This is a genomic window from Sinorhizobium sp. P24N7 (genome assembly GCF_042436655.1).
Lineage (GTDB): Bacteria > Pseudomonadota > Alphaproteobacteria > Rhizobiales > Rhizobiaceae > Sinorhizobium > Sinorhizobium meliloti_A.
Genome location: NZ_JBHMIW010000001.1, coordinates 418,835 through 437,942, shown reverse-complemented (window position 1 = coordinate 437,942; position 19,108 = coordinate 418,835). Strand labels below are relative to the sequence as shown.

15 protein-coding genes are annotated in these 19,108 nt (G+C 64.2%); 14 read left to right on the top strand and 1 reads right to left on the bottom strand.

The features are described 5' to 3' along the window. Positions 1–34 precede the first annotated feature (34 nt). The 5 genes from ACFHWW_RS02080 (at position 35) to ACFHWW_RS02060 (ending at position 4,961) form a co-directional block, all read left to right on the top strand. Positions 35–1,909, top strand: coding sequence for a DNA polymerase III subunit gamma/tau (locus tag ACFHWW_RS02080; protein ID WP_379937143.1), 1,875 nt, complete (start codon positions 35–37; stop codon positions 1,907–1,909). 107 nt (positions 1,910–2,016) lie between these two features. Next, complete coding sequence (locus tag ACFHWW_RS02075; RefSeq protein WP_003533413.1) at positions 2,017–2,340, top strand: YbaB/EbfC family nucleoid-associated protein; 324 nt, start codon at positions 2,017–2,019, stop codon at positions 2,338–2,340. A 76-nt stretch (positions 2,341–2,416) separates the two neighbouring features. Then, a complete protein-coding gene (locus ACFHWW_RS02070; RefSeq protein WP_100669865.1) occupies positions 2,417–3,028 on the top strand; it encodes a LysE family translocator in 612 nt (203 codons plus the stop codon). A gap of 51 nt (positions 3,029–3,079) precedes the next feature. Beyond that, positions 3,080–3,685: a recombination mediator RecR gene (gene recR, locus ACFHWW_RS02065; protein ID WP_379937142.1), complete on the top strand. Its 606-nt coding sequence runs from the start codon at positions 3,080–3,082 to the stop codon at positions 3,683–3,685. Positions 3,686–3,722: 37 nt separating this feature from the next. Next, positions 3,723–4,961, top strand: a complete 1,239-nt coding sequence (locus tag ACFHWW_RS02060) for a lytic murein transglycosylase (protein WP_379937141.1) — start codon at positions 3,723–3,725, stop codon at positions 4,959–4,961. Between the two features lie 31 nt (positions 4,962–4,992). On the opposite strand, the gene ACFHWW_RS02055 is transcribed toward ACFHWW_RS02060, so the two are convergent. Next, positions 4,993–6,648 carry an MFS transporter gene (locus ACFHWW_RS02055; protein ID WP_379937140.1) on the bottom strand — a complete coding sequence of 552 codons (1,656 nt, stop codon included), beginning with the start codon at positions 6,646–6,648 and terminating at the stop codon, positions 4,993–4,995. Between the two features lie 211 nt (positions 6,649–6,859). On the opposite strand from ACFHWW_RS02055, the gene rimP reads away from it, so the two are divergent. The 9 genes from rimP to pnp all read left to right on the top strand — a co-directional run bounded on the left by rimP (position 6,860) and on the right by pnp (position 19,077). Then, positions 6,860–7,477 (top strand): ribosome maturation factor RimP, encoded by a 618-nt coding sequence (gene rimP / locus ACFHWW_RS02050; protein ID WP_003534362.1) that lies wholly within the window; start codon positions 6,860–6,862, stop codon positions 7,475–7,477. A 45-nt stretch (positions 7,478–7,522) separates the two neighbouring features. Next, positions 7,523–9,151, top strand: a complete 1,629-nt coding sequence (nusA, locus tag ACFHWW_RS02045; RefSeq protein ID WP_275596976.1) for a transcription termination factor NusA — start codon at positions 7,523–7,525, stop codon at positions 9,149–9,151. Between the two features lie 5 nt (positions 9,152–9,156). Next, entirely contained in the window at positions 9,157–9,849 is a 693-nt protein-coding gene (locus ACFHWW_RS02040; RefSeq protein ID WP_018093860.1) for an RNA-binding protein, read from the top strand. 105 nt (positions 9,850–9,954) lie between these two features. After that, positions 9,955–12,624, top strand: coding sequence for a translation initiation factor IF-2 (gene infB / locus ACFHWW_RS02035; protein ID WP_379937139.1), 2,670 nt, complete (start codon positions 9,955–9,957; stop codon positions 12,622–12,624). Between the two features lie 159 nt (positions 12,625–12,783). Continuing rightward, positions 12,784–13,191 carry a 30S ribosome-binding factor RbfA gene (gene rbfA / locus ACFHWW_RS02030; RefSeq protein ID WP_100670045.1) on the top strand — a complete coding sequence of 136 codons (408 nt, stop codon included), beginning with the start codon at positions 12,784–12,786 and terminating at the stop codon, positions 13,189–13,191. Positions 13,192–13,203: 12 nt separating this feature from the next. Continuing rightward, a complete protein-coding gene (gene truB / locus ACFHWW_RS02025) occupies positions 13,204–14,139 on the top strand; it encodes a tRNA pseudouridine(55) synthase TruB (RefSeq protein ID WP_100669859.1) in 936 nt (311 codons plus the stop codon). Between the two features lie 193 nt (positions 14,140–14,332). Continuing rightward, positions 14,333–16,051 (top strand): sensor histidine kinase, encoded by a 1,719-nt coding sequence (locus tag ACFHWW_RS02020; protein ID WP_275596973.1) that lies wholly within the window; start codon positions 14,333–14,335, stop codon positions 16,049–16,051. Positions 16,052–16,288: 237 nt separating this feature from the next. After that, the gene (gene rpsO / locus ACFHWW_RS02015) at positions 16,289–16,558 is read left to right on the top strand and encodes a 30S ribosomal protein S15 (RefSeq protein WP_003534369.1); all 270 of its coding nucleotides are present in this window, start codon (positions 16,289–16,291) and stop codon (positions 16,556–16,558) included. Positions 16,559–16,923: 365 nt separating this feature from the next. Continuing rightward, a complete protein-coding gene (gene pnp / locus ACFHWW_RS02010) occupies positions 16,924–19,077 on the top strand; it encodes a polyribonucleotide nucleotidyltransferase (RefSeq protein ID WP_379937138.1) in 2,154 nt (717 codons plus the stop codon). Positions 19,078–19,108: the final 31 nt, after the last annotated feature.

Genomic DNA, 19,108 nt, shown 5'->3' with positions numbered 1-19,108 from the left:
TGTCGGGACAAGAGTTCGAGCAGCGGCAGGGTCGATGAGCGACGAAGCGCCCACTTCATCCCCGATTTTACCCGTCGAGAAACCGGCCGCCTACCGTGTTCTGGCGCGCAAATACCGCCCCAAGGACTTCTCCGACCTGATGGTCGGCCAGGAGCCGATGGTGCGCACGCTCACCAACGCCTTCGAAACCGGCCGGATCGCCCAGGCCTATATGCTGACCGGCGTTCGCGGCGTCGGCAAGACGACGACGGCGCGAATCCTGGCACGGGCGCTGAACTACAAGACCGCCGAGATCGACAAGCCCACCATCGACCTTCGCGTCCCCGGCGAACATTGCCAGGCGATCATGGACGGCCGCCATGTCGACGTGATCGAGATGGACGCCGCCTCGCATACCGGGATCGACGATATCCGCGAGATCATCGAGCAGGTACGCTATCGGCCGGTCTCCGCGCGCTACAAGGTCTATATCATCGACGAAGTGCACATGCTCTCGACGCAGGCCTTCAATGGCTTGCTGAAGACGCTCGAGGAGCCGCCGGAGCATGTGAAGTTCATTTTCGCGACGACCGAAATCCGCAAGGTTCCGATTACCGTCCTGTCGCGCTGCCAGCGCTTCGATCTCCGGCGCATCAGCGCTTCCGATCTGGTCGGCCTTTTCTCCACCATTCTCGGCAAGGAGGGAGTGCCCTTCGATCCGGAGGCGCTGGCGATGGTGGCGCGGGCAGCGGAAGGCTCGGCGCGCGACGGCCTGTCGCTGCTCGATCAGGCGATCGCCCATGGCGGCGGTTCGGTCGAGATCGAAACCGTGCGTTCGATGCTCGGCCTTGCCGACCGGGCGCGGATCGTCGACCTGTTCGAGCATGTCATCAAGGGCGATGTCGCCGCTGCGCTTGGCGAGTTCGCCGCGCAATACGAAGCCGGCGCCAATCCGACCGTGGTCCTCACCGACCTTGCCGACTTCACCCACCTCGTGACAAGGCTGAAATATGTGCCCGACGCGGTCAACGACCAGTCGCTGAGCGAGATCGAGCGCACGCGCGGGGCCGAATTCGCCGGCAGCGTTGCCGTGACGACGCTGTCGCGCATCTGGCAGATGCTGCTCAAGGGCATTCCCGAGGCGGAGAGCTCGGCGCGCCCCGCAGGTGCTGCCGAGATGGTGCTGATCAGGCTCGCCCATGCCGCCCATCTGCCTTCGCCCGAAGAGGCCGCGCGGCGGCTTCTCGATCTTTCGGGTGGCGAAGGCGGCGGACGCCCGGCCCCGAACGGCGGCGGTGGCGGCGGTGCGCAGGCGCCTGCAGGCACCCCGGTCGAGGCCCGCGCCGTGGAGACGGCCGTTTCGCGTCCAAGCGGCAATGGCGCGACCATGCTGCGCGCCGTGCCGAGCTCCGCGCCCCAGCCGATCGGTATCGGCCGCATCGAAGAGCGCACGGTGGCGAGTGCCGCTGCGAAACCCGAGCCGAAGGTTGCTGTCAGTTCCATCGGCGACATCGCCGATCTCTGCGCCAAAAACCGCGACATCAAGCTGAAGACGATGGTGCGCGGTTTCCTGAGGCTCGTGCATATCGAACCCGGCCGGCTCGACGTCAATCTGCCCGACGACGCACCGAAGACGCTGCTGAACGAACTCGCCGTCAAGCTCAAGGAATGGACGGGTATCCATTGGGTCGTGAGCTACAGCCGGGAGCAGGGCGAACCGACGCTGGTCGAGGCCGAGCAGCGCGCGCAGGAGCAGCGCGTCAACGATGCGCGCCAGGACCCGGACGTCGCTGCCATTCTTGCGCGCTTTCCAGGGGCCAGGATCACCGACGTGCGCATCCGCGCGGCGGTAGAGGAGGTCGAGAGCCTCGCTCCGGCCGCGGCCGAATCCGAGGACGGCGACATCGTCCCGGGAGACGACATCGAGTAGCCGCGTCGCACAGGCGCGGCGCTTCAGAGTATTTCCAGGAAAAGCGAGTAACGGTTTTCGTCCGGAAGTGCGTAGGGCCAAAGAATACCAGAGAACAGGAGACGACGATGCGCGACATCATGGGCATGATGGGCAAGGTCAAGGAAATGCAGGCCAAGATGGAGAAGATGCAGGCGGAGATCGCCGCGCTCGAAATCGACGGCACCTCCGGCGGCGGGCTCGTCACCGTCCGTCTCGACGGCAAGGGCCACATGAAAAGCCTTAAGGTCGATCCCTCGCTCTTCAAGGAAGACGATGTCGAGATCCTCGAAGATCTGATCGTCGCGGCCCACAAGGATGCCAAGGACAAAGCCGAGGCGGTGCAGGCGGAAAAAACCCGCGAACTGACCGCCGGTCTGCCGATCCCGCCGGGCATGAAGCTGCCGTTCTGATCCTCGGCCCCGCAGAGGCTGGCGCCAGCCGAGATGCGTGTTATCTTGCGGACCGTTTTCCGGAGGAGGGAGTGACATGACCGTCGCAACGCTGCTCGTCTTTGCCGGGGCGCTGCTGATTGCCGCCGGGTCGCCGGGGCCGAGCATTGCCGCGCTCGTCGCCCGGGTGCTGTCCAAGGGCGCCCGCGACGTCTTGCCGTTCCTCGCGGCCATGTGGATCGGTGAGGCGATCTGGCTCTCCTTTGCGGTTGCCGGTCTCGCGGCGATCGCCGAGACGTTCCATTGGATGTTCGTCGCGATCAAATGGGCGGGCGTCGCCTATCTCCTCTTCCTCGCCTGGAAGATGTGGTCGGCCGAGCCGCAAACGCCCGGCGAAAGCCTGCCGGAGGCGCGATCTGCATCGAAGATGTTCTTCGCCGGGCTGACGATCACGCTCGGCAATCCCAAGATCATGATGTTCTATGTGGCGCTGCTGCCCTCGATCATCGATCTCGGCTCCGTCACCCTCTTGGGCTGGGCCGAACTGGTCGCGACCATGTTCGTCGTCCTCGTCGCGATCGATGTCACCTGGGTGCTTATGGCCGCAAAGGCGCGGCAGTTCCTCAAGAGCCGCCGGGCGGTAAGGATCGTGAACCGTGCCAGCGCAGGCACGATGGCAGGCGCGGCGGTGGCCATCGCCACGCGCTGAAGCGCTACGATTCCGATTGGCGGCGATAGACGGTTGGTCTAAAAGCCGGGCATGGCAAAGCGAGTCACCGGCCCCGAAATCGAAAAGCTGATCCAGCTCCTGGCGAAGGTCCCGGGCCTCGGGCCTCGTTCCGCCCGCCGCGCGGCGCTGCATCTCGTCAAGAAGAAGGAACAGTTGCTCGGCCCCCTTGCCGAGGCCATGGGCGAGGCCCATCGCAAGGTCAAGATCTGCTCCTGCTGCGGCAATGTCGACACTATCGACCCCTGCACCGTCTGCACCGACGAAAAGCGCGACCAGGCGGTGATCATCGTGGTCGAAGACGTCGCCGATCTTTGGGCGCTGGAGCGCGCCGGCGCCATGAACGCCGCCTATCACGTGCTCGGCGGCACGCTGTCGCCGCTCGACGGCATCGGGCCGGAGGATCTGAACATCAGGGGCCTCATCGACCGCGTCGCCAAGGGCGACGTGCGCGAGCTGATCATCGCCGTCAACGCGACCGTCGAGGGCCAGACGACGGCGCATTACATCACCGATCGACTCGAGGGCATGCCGGTGAGGATCACGCGCCTCGCCCACGGCGTGCCCGTCGGCGGCGAGCTCGACTATCTCGACGAGGGAACGCTGGCCGCCGCGCTCCGGGCGAGAACGGTGATTTGAGCATTCGCCTCCGCAGCTTCAGTTTCAAGGAAAAGAAATGCTGAGATTCCTTTCCATTCTGCTCCTGGCCTGCCTGTCTTTCGCTACCTTCTCCTTCGCCGCTTCCAAGGCCGACGTCGAAGCGCAGTTCCGGCAGTGGCTGCGAAACGATCTCTGGCCGGAGGCGCAGAAGGCCGGCGTATCGAATGCGGCCTTCGAAGCAGCCTTCGAGGGCGTCCGGCTCGACTGGGACCTGCCCGACCTCGCGCCGCCCGGCTTTCCGAAACCGAAGCAGCGCAAGCAGAGCCAGGCCGAATTTTCCTCTCCCGGATCCTATTTCTCGGAAAAGCGCCTGCAGGGACTTGCCGCGACGGGCCGCAGCCTCGCCTCCGCCCACGCCTCGACCTTGAAGCGGATCGAGAGGACCTATGGTGTTCCCGGTCCGATCGTCCTTGCCATATGGGGCAAGGAATCCGGCTTCGGCCGGGCGAAGATCCCGCATCCGATCATGGATGTGCTGGCGACCAAGGCTTTCATGTCGACCCGGCCCGAGCTCTTCCGGCGCGAACTGATCGCGGCGCTGCATATTCTCGACAGCGGTGACGTCAAGGAGGCGCAGATGCGCGGTTCCTGGGCAGGTGCCATGGGCCAGCCGCAGTTCCTGCCTTCGAGCTTTCTGAAATATGCCGTCGATTTCGACGGGGACGGACGCCGCGACATCTGGAATTCCGTGCCGGACAGCCTCGCTTCGATTGCCAATTATCTGGCGCAGAAGGGTTGGCAGAGCGGGCGCGACTGGGGTTTCGAGGTCGCGATCCCCTCGGGCGTCTCCTGCGCCCAGGAAGGCCCTGACCTTGCCCGCCCGATCGCCGAATGGGCCGGCATGGGGATCGGCCGCATTTCGGGAAAGGCCTTCCCGGCGGCAGAGCGTGCCTCGGCAGGCATGATGCTCGTGCCGGCGGGGACCCATGGACCGCAATTCATCGTCACGCCGAATTTCTACGTGATCAAGGAATACAATAATTCCGATCTCTACGCGCTGTATATCGGCAATCTGGCCGATCGCATCGCTTCCGGCGGCGGTGCCTTCCGCGGCAGATGGGGCGATGTCGGCGGCATGTTGCGATCCGATGTGCTCGCAATGCAGAAGGCGCTGGTCGCGAAAGGCTACGACGTCGGCAAGGCCGACGGGCTGCCGGGCTACAAGACGCGCCGCTCGCTCGGCGACTGGCAGGCGAAGAGCGGCCTCGAGCCGACATGCTTTCCCGATGTTTCGCTGAAAGCAAAGCTTCGGTGAGTGACGTGGCGGATGGGCGGCTCCGCCCTCCTCAATGCATCTCGACGGATCGCTTGTAGCGCTCGTAGTGATCGGGAACGATCGTCTGGCGCTCGATCATGCGATGGACACGCGGCGGGTTCGGGCCGCGATGGAACGCGGTTAGCTTGTCGCCGACGGCGGCGTCGGCCTGGGTGCGCCGCTGATTGTGGCGGACATATTCGACCCAGGTCGGCACGTGGTAGGTCTCGGTCCAGGTGGTCGGGTTTTCGAGGTCGCGCATCAGCGCCCAGTGGCCGGCTCCGTCGCGGATGCGGATACGCCTCCGCTCCGCCATCGTTTTCAGGAACTCGGGGATGTCCTCATCGGCGATCTCGTAGTCGATCATGACGACGATGGGACCGCTGCGCGGCTTCAGGTCGAGCTCGAGCAGCGGCTCGTTGAAGCGGTTGAGCGGGTCGAGATTGAGCGACTTGAACTCCGGCAGGGCGAAGCGCAGTCCGATTGCCGCTCCCGCGAGCATCAGCAGACAGGAGCCGATGAGTGCGTTGGCCGCGCCGTATTGTTCGGCAGTGACGCCCCAGAGCCAGCTGCCGCCGGCGATCCCGCCGAAGGTCATGGTCTGGTAGAGCGAAAGCGCCCGGCCGACGACCCAGCGCGGCGTGGAGAGCTGCACCGTCGTGTTGAAGAGCGACAGCGCCAGCACCCAGCAGGCACCGGAAACGGCGAGCACGAGGCAGGTCAGCCAGGCCTGCGAGCTGATGGCCGTGACCAGGGCGCTGAAGGCGAAGCCGGCGAAGGCGTAGCGCACGATCGCCTCGCTGGTGAGGAATTCCCTCAGCCTTGCACTCAGGAGCGCGCCGCCGATCGCCCCGACGCCGAAGGCGCCGAGCATGACGCCGTAGGTGAGCGGGCCGCCGCCGACGAGGTCGCGTGCCACCAGCGGCAGCAGTGCAAGTATGGCGCTCGCCGAAAGGCCGAAGGCGAAGCCGCGCACGAGCACTTTACCGATATTCGGCGACATCGCCACGTAGCGCAGCCCCGCAGAAACCGCGCGCCCGAGCGTCTCGCGCGGCAGCCGGTTTTCGGGAGCGACCGGTTTCCACCGAGCGAGCGCGAAAAGGATCGCGAAATAGCTGAGCGTGTTGGCGGCAAAGGCAGCCGCCGCACCCGCGGCCGCGACGATGGCGCCGCCGATCGCCGGACCGACGCTGCGGGTAAGATTGAATCCCATGCTGTTCAGCGCGACTGCAGCCGGCAGGTCGTCGCGCGGAACCATGTCGCCGACCGAGGCTTGCCAGGACGGGTTGTTGAGAGCGGTGCCGCAGCCGAGAAGAAAGGTGAAGATGAGCAGTAGCCACGGCGTAACGATACCGTAATAGGCGCAGACGGTGAGCAGCGCCGAGACGGCGAGCATGAAGCTCTGCGCGACGAGCATGATCCGCCGCCGGTCGAAATTGTCGGCAAGTGCGCCGGCAACCAGCGAGAAGAGCATGATTGGCAGCGAGGTCGACGCCTGCACCAGCGCCACCATGTTCACCGATTGCGAAATGGACGTCATGAGCCAGGCCGCACCCACGGCCTGGATCAGCCCGCCGAAATTGGAGGCAAGGCTCGCGATCCAGATGGTGCGGAAGATGTCGTGCCTGAAGGGCGCCAACGGCGATATGCGGTTCGTCACCTCTGATCTCTTTCGGTTGCTCGTCATGTGGATTGCTTCGTTATAAACCTCGGAACGCGATGCGCCAGACGCTGAAACTTGCGTTCGGGCCGAAAGGTCCGACCCGGCGCCTGCGCGACCCTTGCAATTTACGGCAATGAAGCGTATATGAGCCTCAAATTCTTGATCGGTTAGATGAAGAGTGGGGCCGTGAGGACCCGCTCTTTTTTATTAGCCGGTCCGACGAGGAGAGGATCGTTTGTCCGATACGACAACGGCTGAAAATACGAATGAACCCCGGCTGATTACCGAAACCGGCCTCGACCGGCGTGTTGCCGACATCATCGAGCCGGTGCTCGTGGATATGGGTTTCCGCCTGGTGCGCGTGCGTATGTCCGGTCAGAACGGCCTGACGCTGCAGGTCATGACCGAACGCAACGACGGCACCATGACCGTCGAGGATTGCGAGGAGGTCTCCAAAGCGATCTCGCCGGTTCTCGATGTGGAAGATCCGATCGACAAGGCGTATCATCTCGAAGTGTCGTCCCCGGGGATCGATCGCCCCATGGTGCGCAGGTCCGACTTCATCCGCTGGCAGGGCCATCTGGTGAAGTGCGAGACGTCGGTCATGGTCGACGGGCGCAAGCGCTTTCGCGGCAAGATCGTTTCGGTGGACGAGGATGGCTTCCGGCTCGAGCGCGACCAGCCCGCCTATGGTGAAGAGGCGGCAGTCGCGATCCCGTTCACGGCGCTTTCGGAGGCGCGACTGATCCTGACGGACGAGCTCATCCGCGACGCGCTGACGGCCGACAAGAAAGCCAAGGCCGCGCGCGCCGCCAACGAAAACTTCGAAGACGAAGACACAGACAACGAATAAGGCTGGGTGCGCTTTCGATGCGCCTGCAACAGACGGAGACAAGACATGGCAGTCAGTGCTAACCGGCTCGAACTTCTGCAGATCGCAGATGCTGTGGCACGCGAAAAGGTCATCGACCGTGAGATCGTTCTGGCCGCGATGGCGGACGCGATCCAGAAGGCGGCTCGTTCGCGCTACGGTTCGGAATCGAACATCCGCGCCGACATCAATCCGAAGACCGGTGAAATCCGTCTCCAGCGTCTCCTGGAAGTGGTCGAGAAGGCCGAGGACTATTCGACCCAGATCCCGATCGAGCTCGCCCGCGACCGCAATCCCGATGCAAAGCTCGGCGATTTCATCGCCGATCCGCTGCCGCCCATGGATTTCGGCCGCATCGCCGCCCAGTCCGCCAAGCAGGTGATCGTGCAGAAGGTGCGCGAAGCCGAGCGCGACCGTCAATACGAAGAGTTCAAGGATCGTGTCGGCGAGATCGTCAACGGCACCGTCAAGCGCGTCGAATACGGCAACGTCATCGTCGATCTCGGCCGTGGCGAGGGCATCATCCGCCGCGACGAGATGATCCCGCGTGAGAACATGCGCTATGGCGACCGCGTCCGCGCCTTCGTCTACGACGTCCGCCGCGAGCAGCGCGGACCGCAGATCTTCCTGTCGCGCACGCATCCGCAGTTCATGGTGAAGCTCTTCACCATGGAGGTGCCGGAAATCTATGACGGTATCATTCACATCAAGTCGGTTGCCCGCGACCCGGGCTCGCGCGCCAAGATCGCCGTCGTCTCCAACGATTCGTCGATTGATCCGGTCGGCGCCTGCGTCGGTATGCGCGGCTCGCGCGTGCAGGCCGTGGTCGGCGAGCTCCAGGGCGAGAAGATCGATATCATTCCCTGGTCGCCGGATCCGGCTTCCTTCATCGTCAATGCGCTGCAGCCGGCGGAAGTGGCCAAGGTGGTTCTCGACGAGGACGCGGAACGCATCGAGGTCGTGGTTCCGGACGAGCAGCTTTCGCTCGCGATCGGCCGCCGCGGCCAGAACGTGCGCCTTGCCTCGCAGCTGACCGGCTGGGACATCGATATCCTCACCGAGCAGGAGGAAAGCGAGCGTCGCCAGAAGGAATTCAACGAGCGCACGCAGCTCTTCATGGATGCGCTGGACGTCGACGAGATGGTCGGTCAGGTGCTCGCCTCCGAGGGCTTCGCCCAGGTCGAAGAGCTCGCCTATGTCGAACTCGACGAAATCTCCTCCATCGAGGGCTTCGACGAGGATACGGCAAACGAGCTCCAGACCCGCGCCCGCGAATATCTCGAAAAGATCGAGGCGGAAATGGATGCCAAGCGCAAGGAGCTCGGCGTTTCCGACGAGCTGCGGACGATCGATGGCCTCACCAGCCAGATGCTGGTCGCTCTCGGCGAGGAAGGCATCAAGACGATCGAGGACTTTGCCGGCTGCGCCGCCGACGACCTCGTCGGCTGGACCGAGCGCAAGGATGGAGAGACCAAGCGCTTCGAGGGCATCTTCTCGAAGTTCGAAGTCACCCGGGAAGAGGCCGAAACCATGATCGTGCAGGCTCGTCTGGCCGCCGGCTGGATCACCGAAGAGGATCTGGTCAAGCAGCAGGAGGAGGAGCAGGAGCAGGATGAGACGATCGAGGTCGCCGAGGGCGCGGATCAGGACGCCTGATCGCGATGATCGTCGAGATCGATGCCGACAGCCTGCCTGCGGACAAGGGTCCGAAGGACCGGAACGGCAACAACCGGACCTGTATCGTCACGCGTGAGAGCGGCTCTCCTGAAGAGTTGATCCGCTTTGTCGCCGGACCCGACGGCGTCGTCGTTGCGGATCTGAAGCGGCAGCTCCCGGGGCGCGGATGTTGGGTCAAGTCCGAGCGGCAGCTCGTGGAAAAAGCGGTGGCGAAGAAGCTCTTCGCCCGCGCTCTTCGCGCCGAAGTGAAGGCGAATGCCGGGCTCGCGGACGAGGTCGAGAGACTTCTCGCCGAGCAGCTCGCGGGCATGATGCACATGGCGCGCAAGGCGGGCCAGTTCATCTCCGGCGCGACGAAGACGGAGCAGGCGGTGCGCGGCCTTGCCGCGCTGGCCGTCTTTCATGCGATCGATGCGGCCGCGGATGGCGTCCGCAAGATCGATCAGGCCCGCAAGGCGATGAGCTTCGTCAGCGAGGACGAAACGGAAATACCCGCTTTCCGCCCCTTCACGGGGGCGGAAATGGAGGGACTTTTGGGAAGTAATGCCTTTATCCATGCCGCAGCGCTTGCAGGGCAGGCAGGTGAAGGTGTAGTGAAGCGCGCAATCATGCTCGAAAAGTACCGAGGATCCGTCCCGGTCCGGGCCGAAGGCGGCGCTGGCAAGCCACAGCAATGAAGCGCGTCACCGGCAGAGACCGGCATAGCGAGCATTGTTTGAGACAATTTGGAAGACAGGGTCAGGGGTTTCGTATCCGGCCCTGATCGCTAGGAACGGAACGGAATGACGGACAACAAAGACGACAAGACACTCAGCGTAGCGGGCAAGAAGACGCTGACCCTGAAGCCCTCCGGGGTGACGCAGGGTACGGTGCGTCAGGATATGGGTCGCGGTCGCACCAAGGCGGTCGTGGTCGAGACCAAGAGAACGCGCGGCCCGCTGAAGCACAAGGACGAGCGCCCGATCACGCCGGTTGCCGCCACGCCTGCCGCCCGCCCGGCTGAGCAGCGTCCGATGCCGCCGCAGCCCTCGGGTCGTCCGGCTCCTCAGCCGCAGCCGCACCAGCCGCGCCAGGAACAGAACCACCCTCGCGGCGGTGTCGTCCTGAACGACCTCTCTGCCGGTGAGATGGAAGCCCGCCGCCGCGCCCTGGCGGAAGCCCAGATTCGCGACGCCGAGGAAGCCAAGCGTCGCGCCGAGGACGAAGTGCGCCGCCGGCGCGAGGAGGAAGAGCGCCTCGCCCGCGAGAAGGAAGAGGCTGCGCGCCGTGCCGCCGAAGAGGCTGCACGCCCCCCGGTAGAGGCTGAAAAGATCGAGGAGAAGGTCGAGGCTGCAAGTCCCGCCGTCGGCGAACGCCGTGTCGAGACGCGCCCGCAGCCGGGACGCCCGGCTCCGGCTGCAACGCCGGCGGGGCCGGACGGTGCAGCACTTCGCGGCCGCCGCGGGACCGAGAGCGAGGAAGACGAACGCCGCCGCAGCGGTGCCGGTGCTCCCCGCGGCAAGGTCGTGCGTCCGGAACCGGCCAAGCCCGCTCCCCGTGCAAAGGGTGACGAGGGCCGCCGCCAGGGCAAGCTGACGCTTACGACGGCTGCCGTGGACGAGGATGGCAGCCAGCGCGGCCGTTCGCTTTCGGCGATGCGCCGCCGCCAGGAGAAGTTCAAGCGCAGCCAGATGCAGGAAACGCGCGAGAAGATCTCCCGCGAAGTCGTCCTGCCGGAAACCATCACGATTCAGGAATTGTCGCAGCGCATGTCCGAGCGCGCGGTCGACGTCATCAAGTTCCTGATGAAGGAAGGCCAGATGATGAAGCCCGGCGACCTGATCGACGCCGATCTCGCGGAGCTCATCGCCGGCGAATTCGGCCACACGGTCAAGCGCGTTTCCGAATCGGACGTCGAGGAAGGCATCTTCAATATCTCCGACGTGGACGACGACATGCAGTCGCGGCCGCCGATCGTGACGATCATGGGTCACGTCGACCACGGCAAGACGTCGCTGCTCGACGCCATCCGCCACGCCAACGTGGTTGCCGGCGAGGCAGGCGGCATCACGCAGCACATCGGTGCCTACCAGGTCGAGCAGAACGGCCAGAAGATCACCTTCATCGACACGCCCGGCCACGCGGCCTTCACGGCCATGCGCGCCCGCGGCGCCCAGGCGACGGACATCGCCGTCCTCGTCGTCGCGGCCGACGACAGCGTGATGCCGCAGACGATCGAGTCGATCAACCATGCCAAGGCGGCCGGCGTTCCGATCATCGTGGCGATCAACAAGATCGACAAGCCGTCCGCGAATCCGCAGAAGGTCCGCACCGAGCTGCTGCAGCACGAAGTCTTCGTCGAATCCATGGGCGGTGAGGTTCTCGACGTCGAGGTTTCGGCCAAGAACCAGACCAACCTCGACAAGCTTCTCGAGGCGATCCTGCTGCAGTCCGAAATCCTCGACCTCAAGGCTAATCCGAACCGGACGGCCGAAGGCACGGTGGTGGAAGCCGAGCTCGACCGCGGCCGCGGTGCGGTTGCGACCGTCCTCGTGCAGAAGGGTACGCTCACTCCGGGCCAGATCATCGTCGCGGGCGATCAGTGGGGCCGTGTGCGCGCACTCGTCAACGACAAGGGCGAACATGTGAAGGCCGCCGGGCCGTCGACGCCGGTCGAGGTTCTCGGCCTCTCCGGAACGCCGGCGGCGGGCGATCGCTTCGCCGTCGTCGAGAGCGAGAGCCGGGCGCGCGAGATTTCGGAATATCGCCAGCGGCTCGCCCGCGAGAAGGCGGTTGCACGCCAGTCCGGTTCGCGCGGTTCGCTCGAGCAGATGATGACCCAGCTCCAGACCTCCGGCGTCAAGGAGTTCCCGCTGGTCATCAAGGGCGACGTGCAGGGCTCGATCGAAGCGATCTCCGGCGCTCTGGACAAGCTGGGCACAGACGAAGTGCGCGCCCGCATCGTTCACTCGGGTGCCGGCGGCATCACCGAGTCGGACGTCTCGCTTGCGGAAGCTTCGAACGCAGCCATCATCGGCTTCAACGTCCGTGCCAACAAGCAGGCGCGGGATGCGTCCGAGCGTGCCGGCATCGAGATCCGCTACTACAACATCATCTACGACCTGGTGGATGACGTGAAGGCGGCGATGTCCGGTCTCTTGTCGCCGGAGCGGCGCGAGACCTTCCTCGGCAATGCCGAGATCCTGGAGGTGTTCAACATCACCAAGGTCGGCAAGGTCGCGGGTTGCCGCGTCACCGAGGGCAAGGTCGAACGTGGCGTCGGCGTCCGTCTGGTACGCGACAACGTCGTCATCCACGAAGGCAAGCTCAAGACGCTCAAGCGCTTCAAGGACGAAGTCTCCGAGGTTCAGTCCGGCCAGGAATGCGGTATGGCCTTCGAGAACTACGAGGACATCCGTGCCGGCGACACGATCGAGTGCTTCCGCGTCGAACACGTCACGCGGACGCTCTGATCCGATCCGGCAGGGTATTGGCGAGCGCCGGATCGGCTCCGGCGCTCGCTTTTTTTTGAGTGAGAAGGCGCGCGACGCCGCCCGCCTCTCGCATGTTGGAACCGATCGCGTTTCGATGAGGGTTTGATACGCCCGATCGGCGCGGTCCAGGGTGAAACGATGGCCAAATCCACATCCTCCGCTCCGTCCCAGCGCATGCTGCGCGTCGGCGAACAGGTGCGCGCAGCGATCACGCAGGTGCTGCAACGCGGTGAAGTACTCGATCCGCTGATCGAAAATACGGTGATTTCCATTTCCGAGGTGCGCATGTCGCCCGATCTGAAGATCGCCACGGCCTATGTGACCCCGCTCGGGGTCGCCGATCACGCGGCGGTTATCGAAGCGCTGAACAGGCATGCGAAATTCATTCGCGGGCGGCTCGGCCCGCAATTGCGGCAGATGAAATACATGCCGGACGTCCGGTTCCGGGACGATACCAGCTTCGACAACTATCAGAAGATCGACTCGCTGCTGCGCTCGCCGGAGGTCAGTCGCGACCTCGATCGCGACGCCGACGACGAAGAGTAAGCGACAGAACCGATGTCCAGACCCCGCAAACCAAAGGGCCGCCCGATTTCGGGATGGCTGATCCTCGACAAACCCCTCGATTTCGGTTCGACCGAGGCCGTATCCAAGATCAAGTGGCTGTTCAAGGCGCAGAAGGCGGGCCATGCCGGCACGCTCGATCCGCTCGCCTCCGGCATGCTGCCGATCGCGCTCGGCGACGCGACGAAAACCGTTCCCTACGTCATGGACGGCCGCAAGATCTACGAATTCACGGTGGCCTGGGGCGAGGAGCGCTCCACCGACGACCTCGAAGGCGAAGCCGTCCGCTCTTCCGCCGCGCGTCCGGAGGAAGAGGCGATCCGCGCCCTGCTGCCGAAATATACCGGCGTAATCGCGCAGGTGCCGCCGCAGTTCTCCGCGATCAAGATCGGCGGCGAGCGCGCCTATGATCTCGCCCGCGACGGCGAAACCGTCGAGATACCGGCGCGGGAGGTGGAGGTCTTCCGCCTGTCGCTCATCGGTTCGGCTCCGAATCTCGCTCACTTCGAGATCGAGTGCGGCAAGGGCACCTATGTCCGTTCGCTTGCCCGAGACATGGGCCGCGATCTCGGCTGCTTCGGTCATATCGCGTCGCTGCGCCGCACCTTCGTCGCTCCTTTCGGCGAGGAGGACATGGTGCCGCTCGCCGACCTCGTGGCACTGGAAAAGATCGAGGACGAGGCGGAGCGTCTCGCTGCGCTCGACGCCTATCTGATCGACACGGGGGAGGCCCTGTCCGACCTGCCGCATATCGCGGTCAGCGACGACCAGGCGCACCGGCTCAAAATGGGCAATCCGATCATCCTGCGCGGGCGTGACGCACCGCTGCCCGCGCCCGAGGCCTATGCCACCGTTCAGGGCAAGCTCGTGGCGATCGGTGAGATCGCCGAGGGCGAGTTCCGGCCGAAGCGCGTTTTCGCCTCCCAATAATTCTGCTGGTCGAAAATCGATCTTGCGCGTTTAAAGTCGAGCGGCGCGGCACGCGCGGCGTATACTCGTTGTGCGCCGAAGCCCATATTGTCATTGTGGGCCTGCCGGCCGCGCTCGAATCATGGACGGGCGGCCCGGAAGCACACGGCACCCGCTCCGGTAATGCGGCAGGGAATCGGCAAGAGGCGTACATATGGTGGAAGCGTCAGAGAAGAGCCGGGAAGATGCTTCATCCGGCAGCCTGCAGGCCGCCGCCGGCTTCGTCCGCGATTATCTTCGCAGGCCCTTCAGCTTCTACCTGATCTCGCTGCTGCTGATCGCCATCATACCGCCTTTCATCTTTTCCTTCGTGATCCTGCAGCGCAATCTCGACGCGCAGAGGGAGGAAGTCACGTCTCTGCTGCGCGCCTCCACCGGCTCGGTCACGCGCATCGTCGAGCGCGAGGTCGACGGCATGCTGACGACGCTCCGGGTGCTGGCGAAATCCGGCGCCGTGGACCTCGCCGACATGCGAGGCTTATACGACCGTGCATCGGTCGCATTGGCCAACACCGATTCCCACCTGATCATCGTCGACGCCGACCATGATCTTCTCCTGAGCACCCGCGTTCCCTTCGGGACGCCGCTCGGGCAGGCGAAGGATCCGGAGGTCGATCTCGCCCTGCAGAGTACCGCACCGCTGGTTTCCGGGGCTTTCCCGGCCGAAATCGGAAAGGGCTGGGTCTTCACCGTGTATCTGCCGGTCACGACGCCCGACGGAAAGAAGTATCTGCTGGGCCTTAGGCAGGATGCCCAGCGCATGACGAAAGCCGTCAACCGCGACACGCTTTCGCCCGGGTGGAATGCCGCGCTCGTCGACGGAAAAGGCAAGGTGATCGTCTCCTCGGACTCGTCGGTGAAATCCGGCGACCCGTTCTTTCTCGACGAATTGCCGTTGCTCAGCATCGGCGTCAGCAATACCACCGCGAGGGGTGTGGACTATCGCGTCGCGTCCGAGTTTTCGGTGGTGACCGGGTGGCGTATCGTCGCTTGGGCGCCGAGCGCCATCGTCGATCAGCCGATGCTATGGTCCTTCCTCTGGCTCTCCTTCGGCGGGATCATTTTCGCAAGCATCGCGGTCGCCGGTTCACTAACCATCGCGCGGCTGCTCACACAGGGCGTCCGGTTGCTGGCCATGGATGCACGGCGATTGGGAGCGGGCGAGCCCGTCGAAGCGCGCCGCTACATGATCACCGAGGTCGAGGCGGTATCGACCGCGCTCGCAAGCGCAGCGACGGCCAGGGCCAAGGCCGAAGGCGAGATTCGCCTGCTGATGCGGGAGGTCGCGCATCGCGCGAAGAACCAGCTCACCGTCATCCAGTCGATGCTGGCGCAGTCGGCAAATTCGGCGGAGGAGCCGTCGGATTTCGTCGAGGCGTTTCGCAAGCGCCTTGCGGGCCTCGCGCGCTCGACCGACCTCATGGTGGCCAACGCCGCCTCCGGAGTCGACTTCCGCGAGCTCGTGCGCAACCAGCTTCAGCCGTTCATGCCGGCCGAGTCCGACCGCGTCGTGCTCAGCGGACCTGCTCTGCGGCTGGACGCCCAGATGGCGCAGACCCTTGGCATGGCGCTGCATGAACTGGCTACCAATGCCATAAAGCATGGAGCGCTCGCCAACCAGACCGGCATGATCCAGGTCGAGTGGTCGGTGGCGGAGGGTGCGATCGACATTCGCTGGCGCGAGAGGGGTGCCGATATCGTCGCGCCTTCCGGAAAGAAGGCCCGCCGAGGCTTCGGCACGGTCGTGCTCGAGCGCATGCTCGGCCTTGCGCTTCGTGCGGAGCTCGAAAGGACGATGCATGCGGATGGCATCGAATGGCGGATACGCATCCCGCGCGGCGAGGAACTTTCCTCGCAGGAGCCAGGCGGTTGAGGGGCGGATCGTCCTGAGCAAACCACCGCAAATGGATGCCGGAGCATCCGTGCGCAACCGGAATTGACGGTGCGCGGGAGGCGGTGCCGCGCAGCGGTTTCATGACCCTTTCCTTTTGGAACGGATTCGGTTATAGGCACGCCAGCGAAAGGCGCCGCCTCTTCGTGCGAACGGCCGTAGCTGGACGACATCCCGGCTGCCGGCGACCCTCAAATCCTCGAACGAAAGGATCAAACGATGTCGGTTACTGCAGAGCGCAAAGCTCAGATCATCAAGGAATTCGCAACCGTAGAAGGCGACACCGGTTCTCCGGAAGTTCAGGTTGCCATCCTGACGGAACGGATCAACAACCTGACCGAACACTTCAAGGACCACAAGAAGGACAATCACTCCCGACGTGGCCTCCTTGCGCTGGTTTCCAGCCGGCGGTCGCTCCTCGACTATCTGAAGAAGAAGGACGAGGCGCGCTACACCAAGCTGATCGGTGCCCTGGGCATCCGTCGCTAAACGACTGGTCCGGCGGGTTGCCTCGGCAACCCGCCGGCTTTTTTCTACAGCCCGTGCGCCCTTCAAAAGGCCTAGGGTATTGTACAGGGCGCCACAGCGCCGCGCGTCCTATCGGACGCGCAACGTCCAGCGGACCGGATGGGCCGGGATCGCGGATCAACCAATGGCCCGTCATGGGGCAGGATTGCAGGATGCTTCGGCGCCTGCTTGCCGAAGCGGCTGCTATACGCAGCGCGGCAAAGCGGTATGCGGCCGGTTTTCTTTGAAGCCTCCCGTTGTCTTGCCCGTGATGCGCCACCATGCGGCTTTGAGATCGCCCGCGCTTTTTGAGCCGCGGAAGGTCTGTCGCACACGAAGGACAGAACATGTTCGAGACACACAAGGTAGAAATCGAATGGGCGGGGCGTCCGCTCAAGCTCGAAACCGGAAAAATCGCGCGGCAGGCCGATGGTGCCGTTCTCGCGACCTACGGTGAAACCGTCGTGCTCGCCACGGTGGTTTCGGCGAAGGCACCGAAGCCAGGCCAGGATTTCTTCCCGCTCACCGTCAACTATCAGGAAAAGACCTACGCTGCCGGCAAGATTCCCGGCGGGTATTTCAAGCGTGAGGGCCGCCCCAGCGAAAACGAGACGCTGGTGTCGCGTCTGATCGACCGGCCGATCCGCCCGCTCTTCCCGGAGGGCTACAAGAACGATACCCAGATCATCGTCACGGTCATGCAGCATGACCTCGAGAACAACCCGGACGTCGTCGCGATGGTCGCGGCATCCGCTGCATTGACGCTTTCCGGCGTTCCCTTCATGGGCCCGGTCGGCGGTGCCCGCGTCGGCTACATCAACGGCGAATACGTTCTCAACCCGCATCTCGACGAAATGGACGAATCCACGCTCGACCTCGTCGTCGCCGGCACGCAGGAAGCCGTGCTGATGGTGGAGTCGGAAGCGAAAGAGCTGCCGGAAGATGTCATGCTCGGCGCCGTCGTTTTCGGCCAGAAGGGCTTCCAGCCGGTGATCGACGCTGTCATCAGGCTCGCGGAAGTTGCCGCCAAGGAGCCGCGCGAATTCAATCCGGAAGATCACTCCGCTCTCGAAAACGCGATGCTTTCGATCGCCGAAGACGAGCTGCGCAACGCCTATAAGATCACCGAGAAGGCCGCACGCTATGCCGCCGTGGACGCGGTAAAGGCAAAGGTCAAAGAACATTTCCTGCCGGAAGGGGTCGAGAACCCGGCCCATACCGCCGAAGAGATCGCCGCTGTCTTCAAGCACCTGCAGGCCAAGATCGTTCGCTGGAACATCCTCGACACGAAGAGCCGCATCGATGGCCGCGACCTCGTCACGGTTCGCCCGATCGTCGCCGAAGTCGGCATCCTGCCGCGCACGCACGGTTCGGCGCTCTTTACCCGCGGTGAAACGCAGGCGATCGTCGTTGCCACGCTCGGCACCGGCGAAGACGAGCAGTATGTCGATTCCTTGACCGGCATGTACAAGGAAAACTTCATGCTGCATTACAACTTCCCGCCCTATTCGGTCGGTGAAACGGGCCGCATGGGTTCTCCGGGCCGCCGCGAGATCGGCCACGGCAAGCTCGCCTGGCGCGCCATCCATCCGATGCTGCCGACCACGGAACAGTTCCCATACACGCTGCGCGTCGTCTCCGAGATTACCGAGTCCAACGGTTCGTCCTCCATGGCAACCGTCTGCGGCACGTCGCTTGCACTGATGGATGCGGGCGTTCCGCTCGCCAAGCCGGTTGCCGGCATTGCCATGGGCCTCATCAAGGAAGACGACCGTTTCGCCGTCCTCTCCGACATTCTCGGCGATGAAGACCACCTCGGCGATATGGACTTCAAGGTCGCGGGCACGGACACCGGCATCACCTCGCTGCAGATGGACATCAAGATCGAAGGCATCACCGAGGAGATCATGGGTGTTGCCCTCAACCAGGCCAAGGGAGGCCGCCTGCATATTCTCGCCGAAATGGCCAAGGCCATCTCCGAGAGCCGCGGCCAGCTCGGCGAGTTCGCGCCGCGCATCGAAGTCATGAACATTCCGGTCGACAAGATCCGTGAAGTCATCGGCTCGGGCGGCAAGGTCATCCGCGAGATCGTCGAAAAGACCGGCGCCAAGATCAATATCGACGACGACGGCACCGTCAAGATCGCCTCGGCTTCCGCCAAGGAGATCGAGGCCGCCCGCAAGTGGATCCACTCGATCGTCGCCGAGCCGGAAGTCGGTCAGGTCTATGAAGGCACTGTCGTCAAGACGGCCGATTTCGGCGCCTTCGTCAACTTCTTCGGCGCCCGCGACGGTCTCGTTCACATCTCGCAGCTCGCTTCCGAGCGCGTTGCCAAGACCACCGACGTCGTCAAGGAAGGCGATAAGGTCTGGGTCAAGCTGATGGGCTTCGACGAGCGCGGCAAGGTTCGCCTCTCCATGAAGGTCGTCGATCAGGCGACGGGCAAGGAGATCGTTGCCGAGAAGGGCGAAAAGAAGGACGGCGGCGAAGCCGCCGAGTAAGCCGCCCTCGGCTGAAACCATTCAGGGCGCG

Coding starts and splice junctions, on each gene's coding strand:
- ACFHWW_RS02080 (WP_379937143.1), top strand. CDS start 35: ATGAGCGACGAAGCGCCCACTTCATCCCCGATTTTACCCGTCGAGAAA.
- ACFHWW_RS02075 (WP_003533413.1), top strand. CDS start 2,017: ATGCGCGACATCATGGGCATGATGGGCAAGGTCAAGGAAATGCAGGCC.
- ACFHWW_RS02070 (WP_100669865.1), top strand. CDS start 2,417: ATGACCGTCGCAACGCTGCTCGTCTTTGCCGGGGCGCTGCTGATTGCC.
- recR (WP_379937142.1), top strand. CDS start 3,080: ATGGCAAAGCGAGTCACCGGCCCCGAAATCGAAAAGCTGATCCAGCTC.
- ACFHWW_RS02060 (WP_379937141.1), top strand. CDS start 3,723: ATGCTGAGATTCCTTTCCATTCTGCTCCTGGCCTGCCTGTCTTTCGCT.
- ACFHWW_RS02055 (WP_379937140.1), bottom strand. CDS start 6,648: ATGACGAGCAACCGAAAGAGATCAGAGGTGACGAACCGCATATCGCCG.
- nusA (WP_275596976.1), top strand. CDS start 7,523: ATGGCAGTCAGTGCTAACCGGCTCGAACTTCTGCAGATCGCAGATGCT.
- ACFHWW_RS02040 (WP_018093860.1), top strand. CDS start 9,157: ATGATCGTCGAGATCGATGCCGACAGCCTGCCTGCGGACAAGGGTCCG.
- infB (WP_379937139.1), top strand. CDS start 9,955: ATGACGGACAACAAAGACGACAAGACACTCAGCGTAGCGGGCAAGAAG.
- rbfA (WP_100670045.1), top strand. CDS start 12,784: ATGGCCAAATCCACATCCTCCGCTCCGTCCCAGCGCATGCTGCGCGTC.
- truB (WP_100669859.1), top strand. CDS start 13,204: ATGTCCAGACCCCGCAAACCAAAGGGCCGCCCGATTTCGGGATGGCTG.
- ACFHWW_RS02020 (WP_275596973.1), top strand. CDS start 14,333: ATGGTGGAAGCGTCAGAGAAGAGCCGGGAAGATGCTTCATCCGGCAGC.
- rpsO (WP_003534369.1), top strand. CDS start 16,289: ATGTCGGTTACTGCAGAGCGCAAAGCTCAGATCATCAAGGAATTCGCA.
- pnp (WP_379937138.1), top strand. CDS start 16,924: ATGTTCGAGACACACAAGGTAGAAATCGAATGGGCGGGGCGTCCGCTC.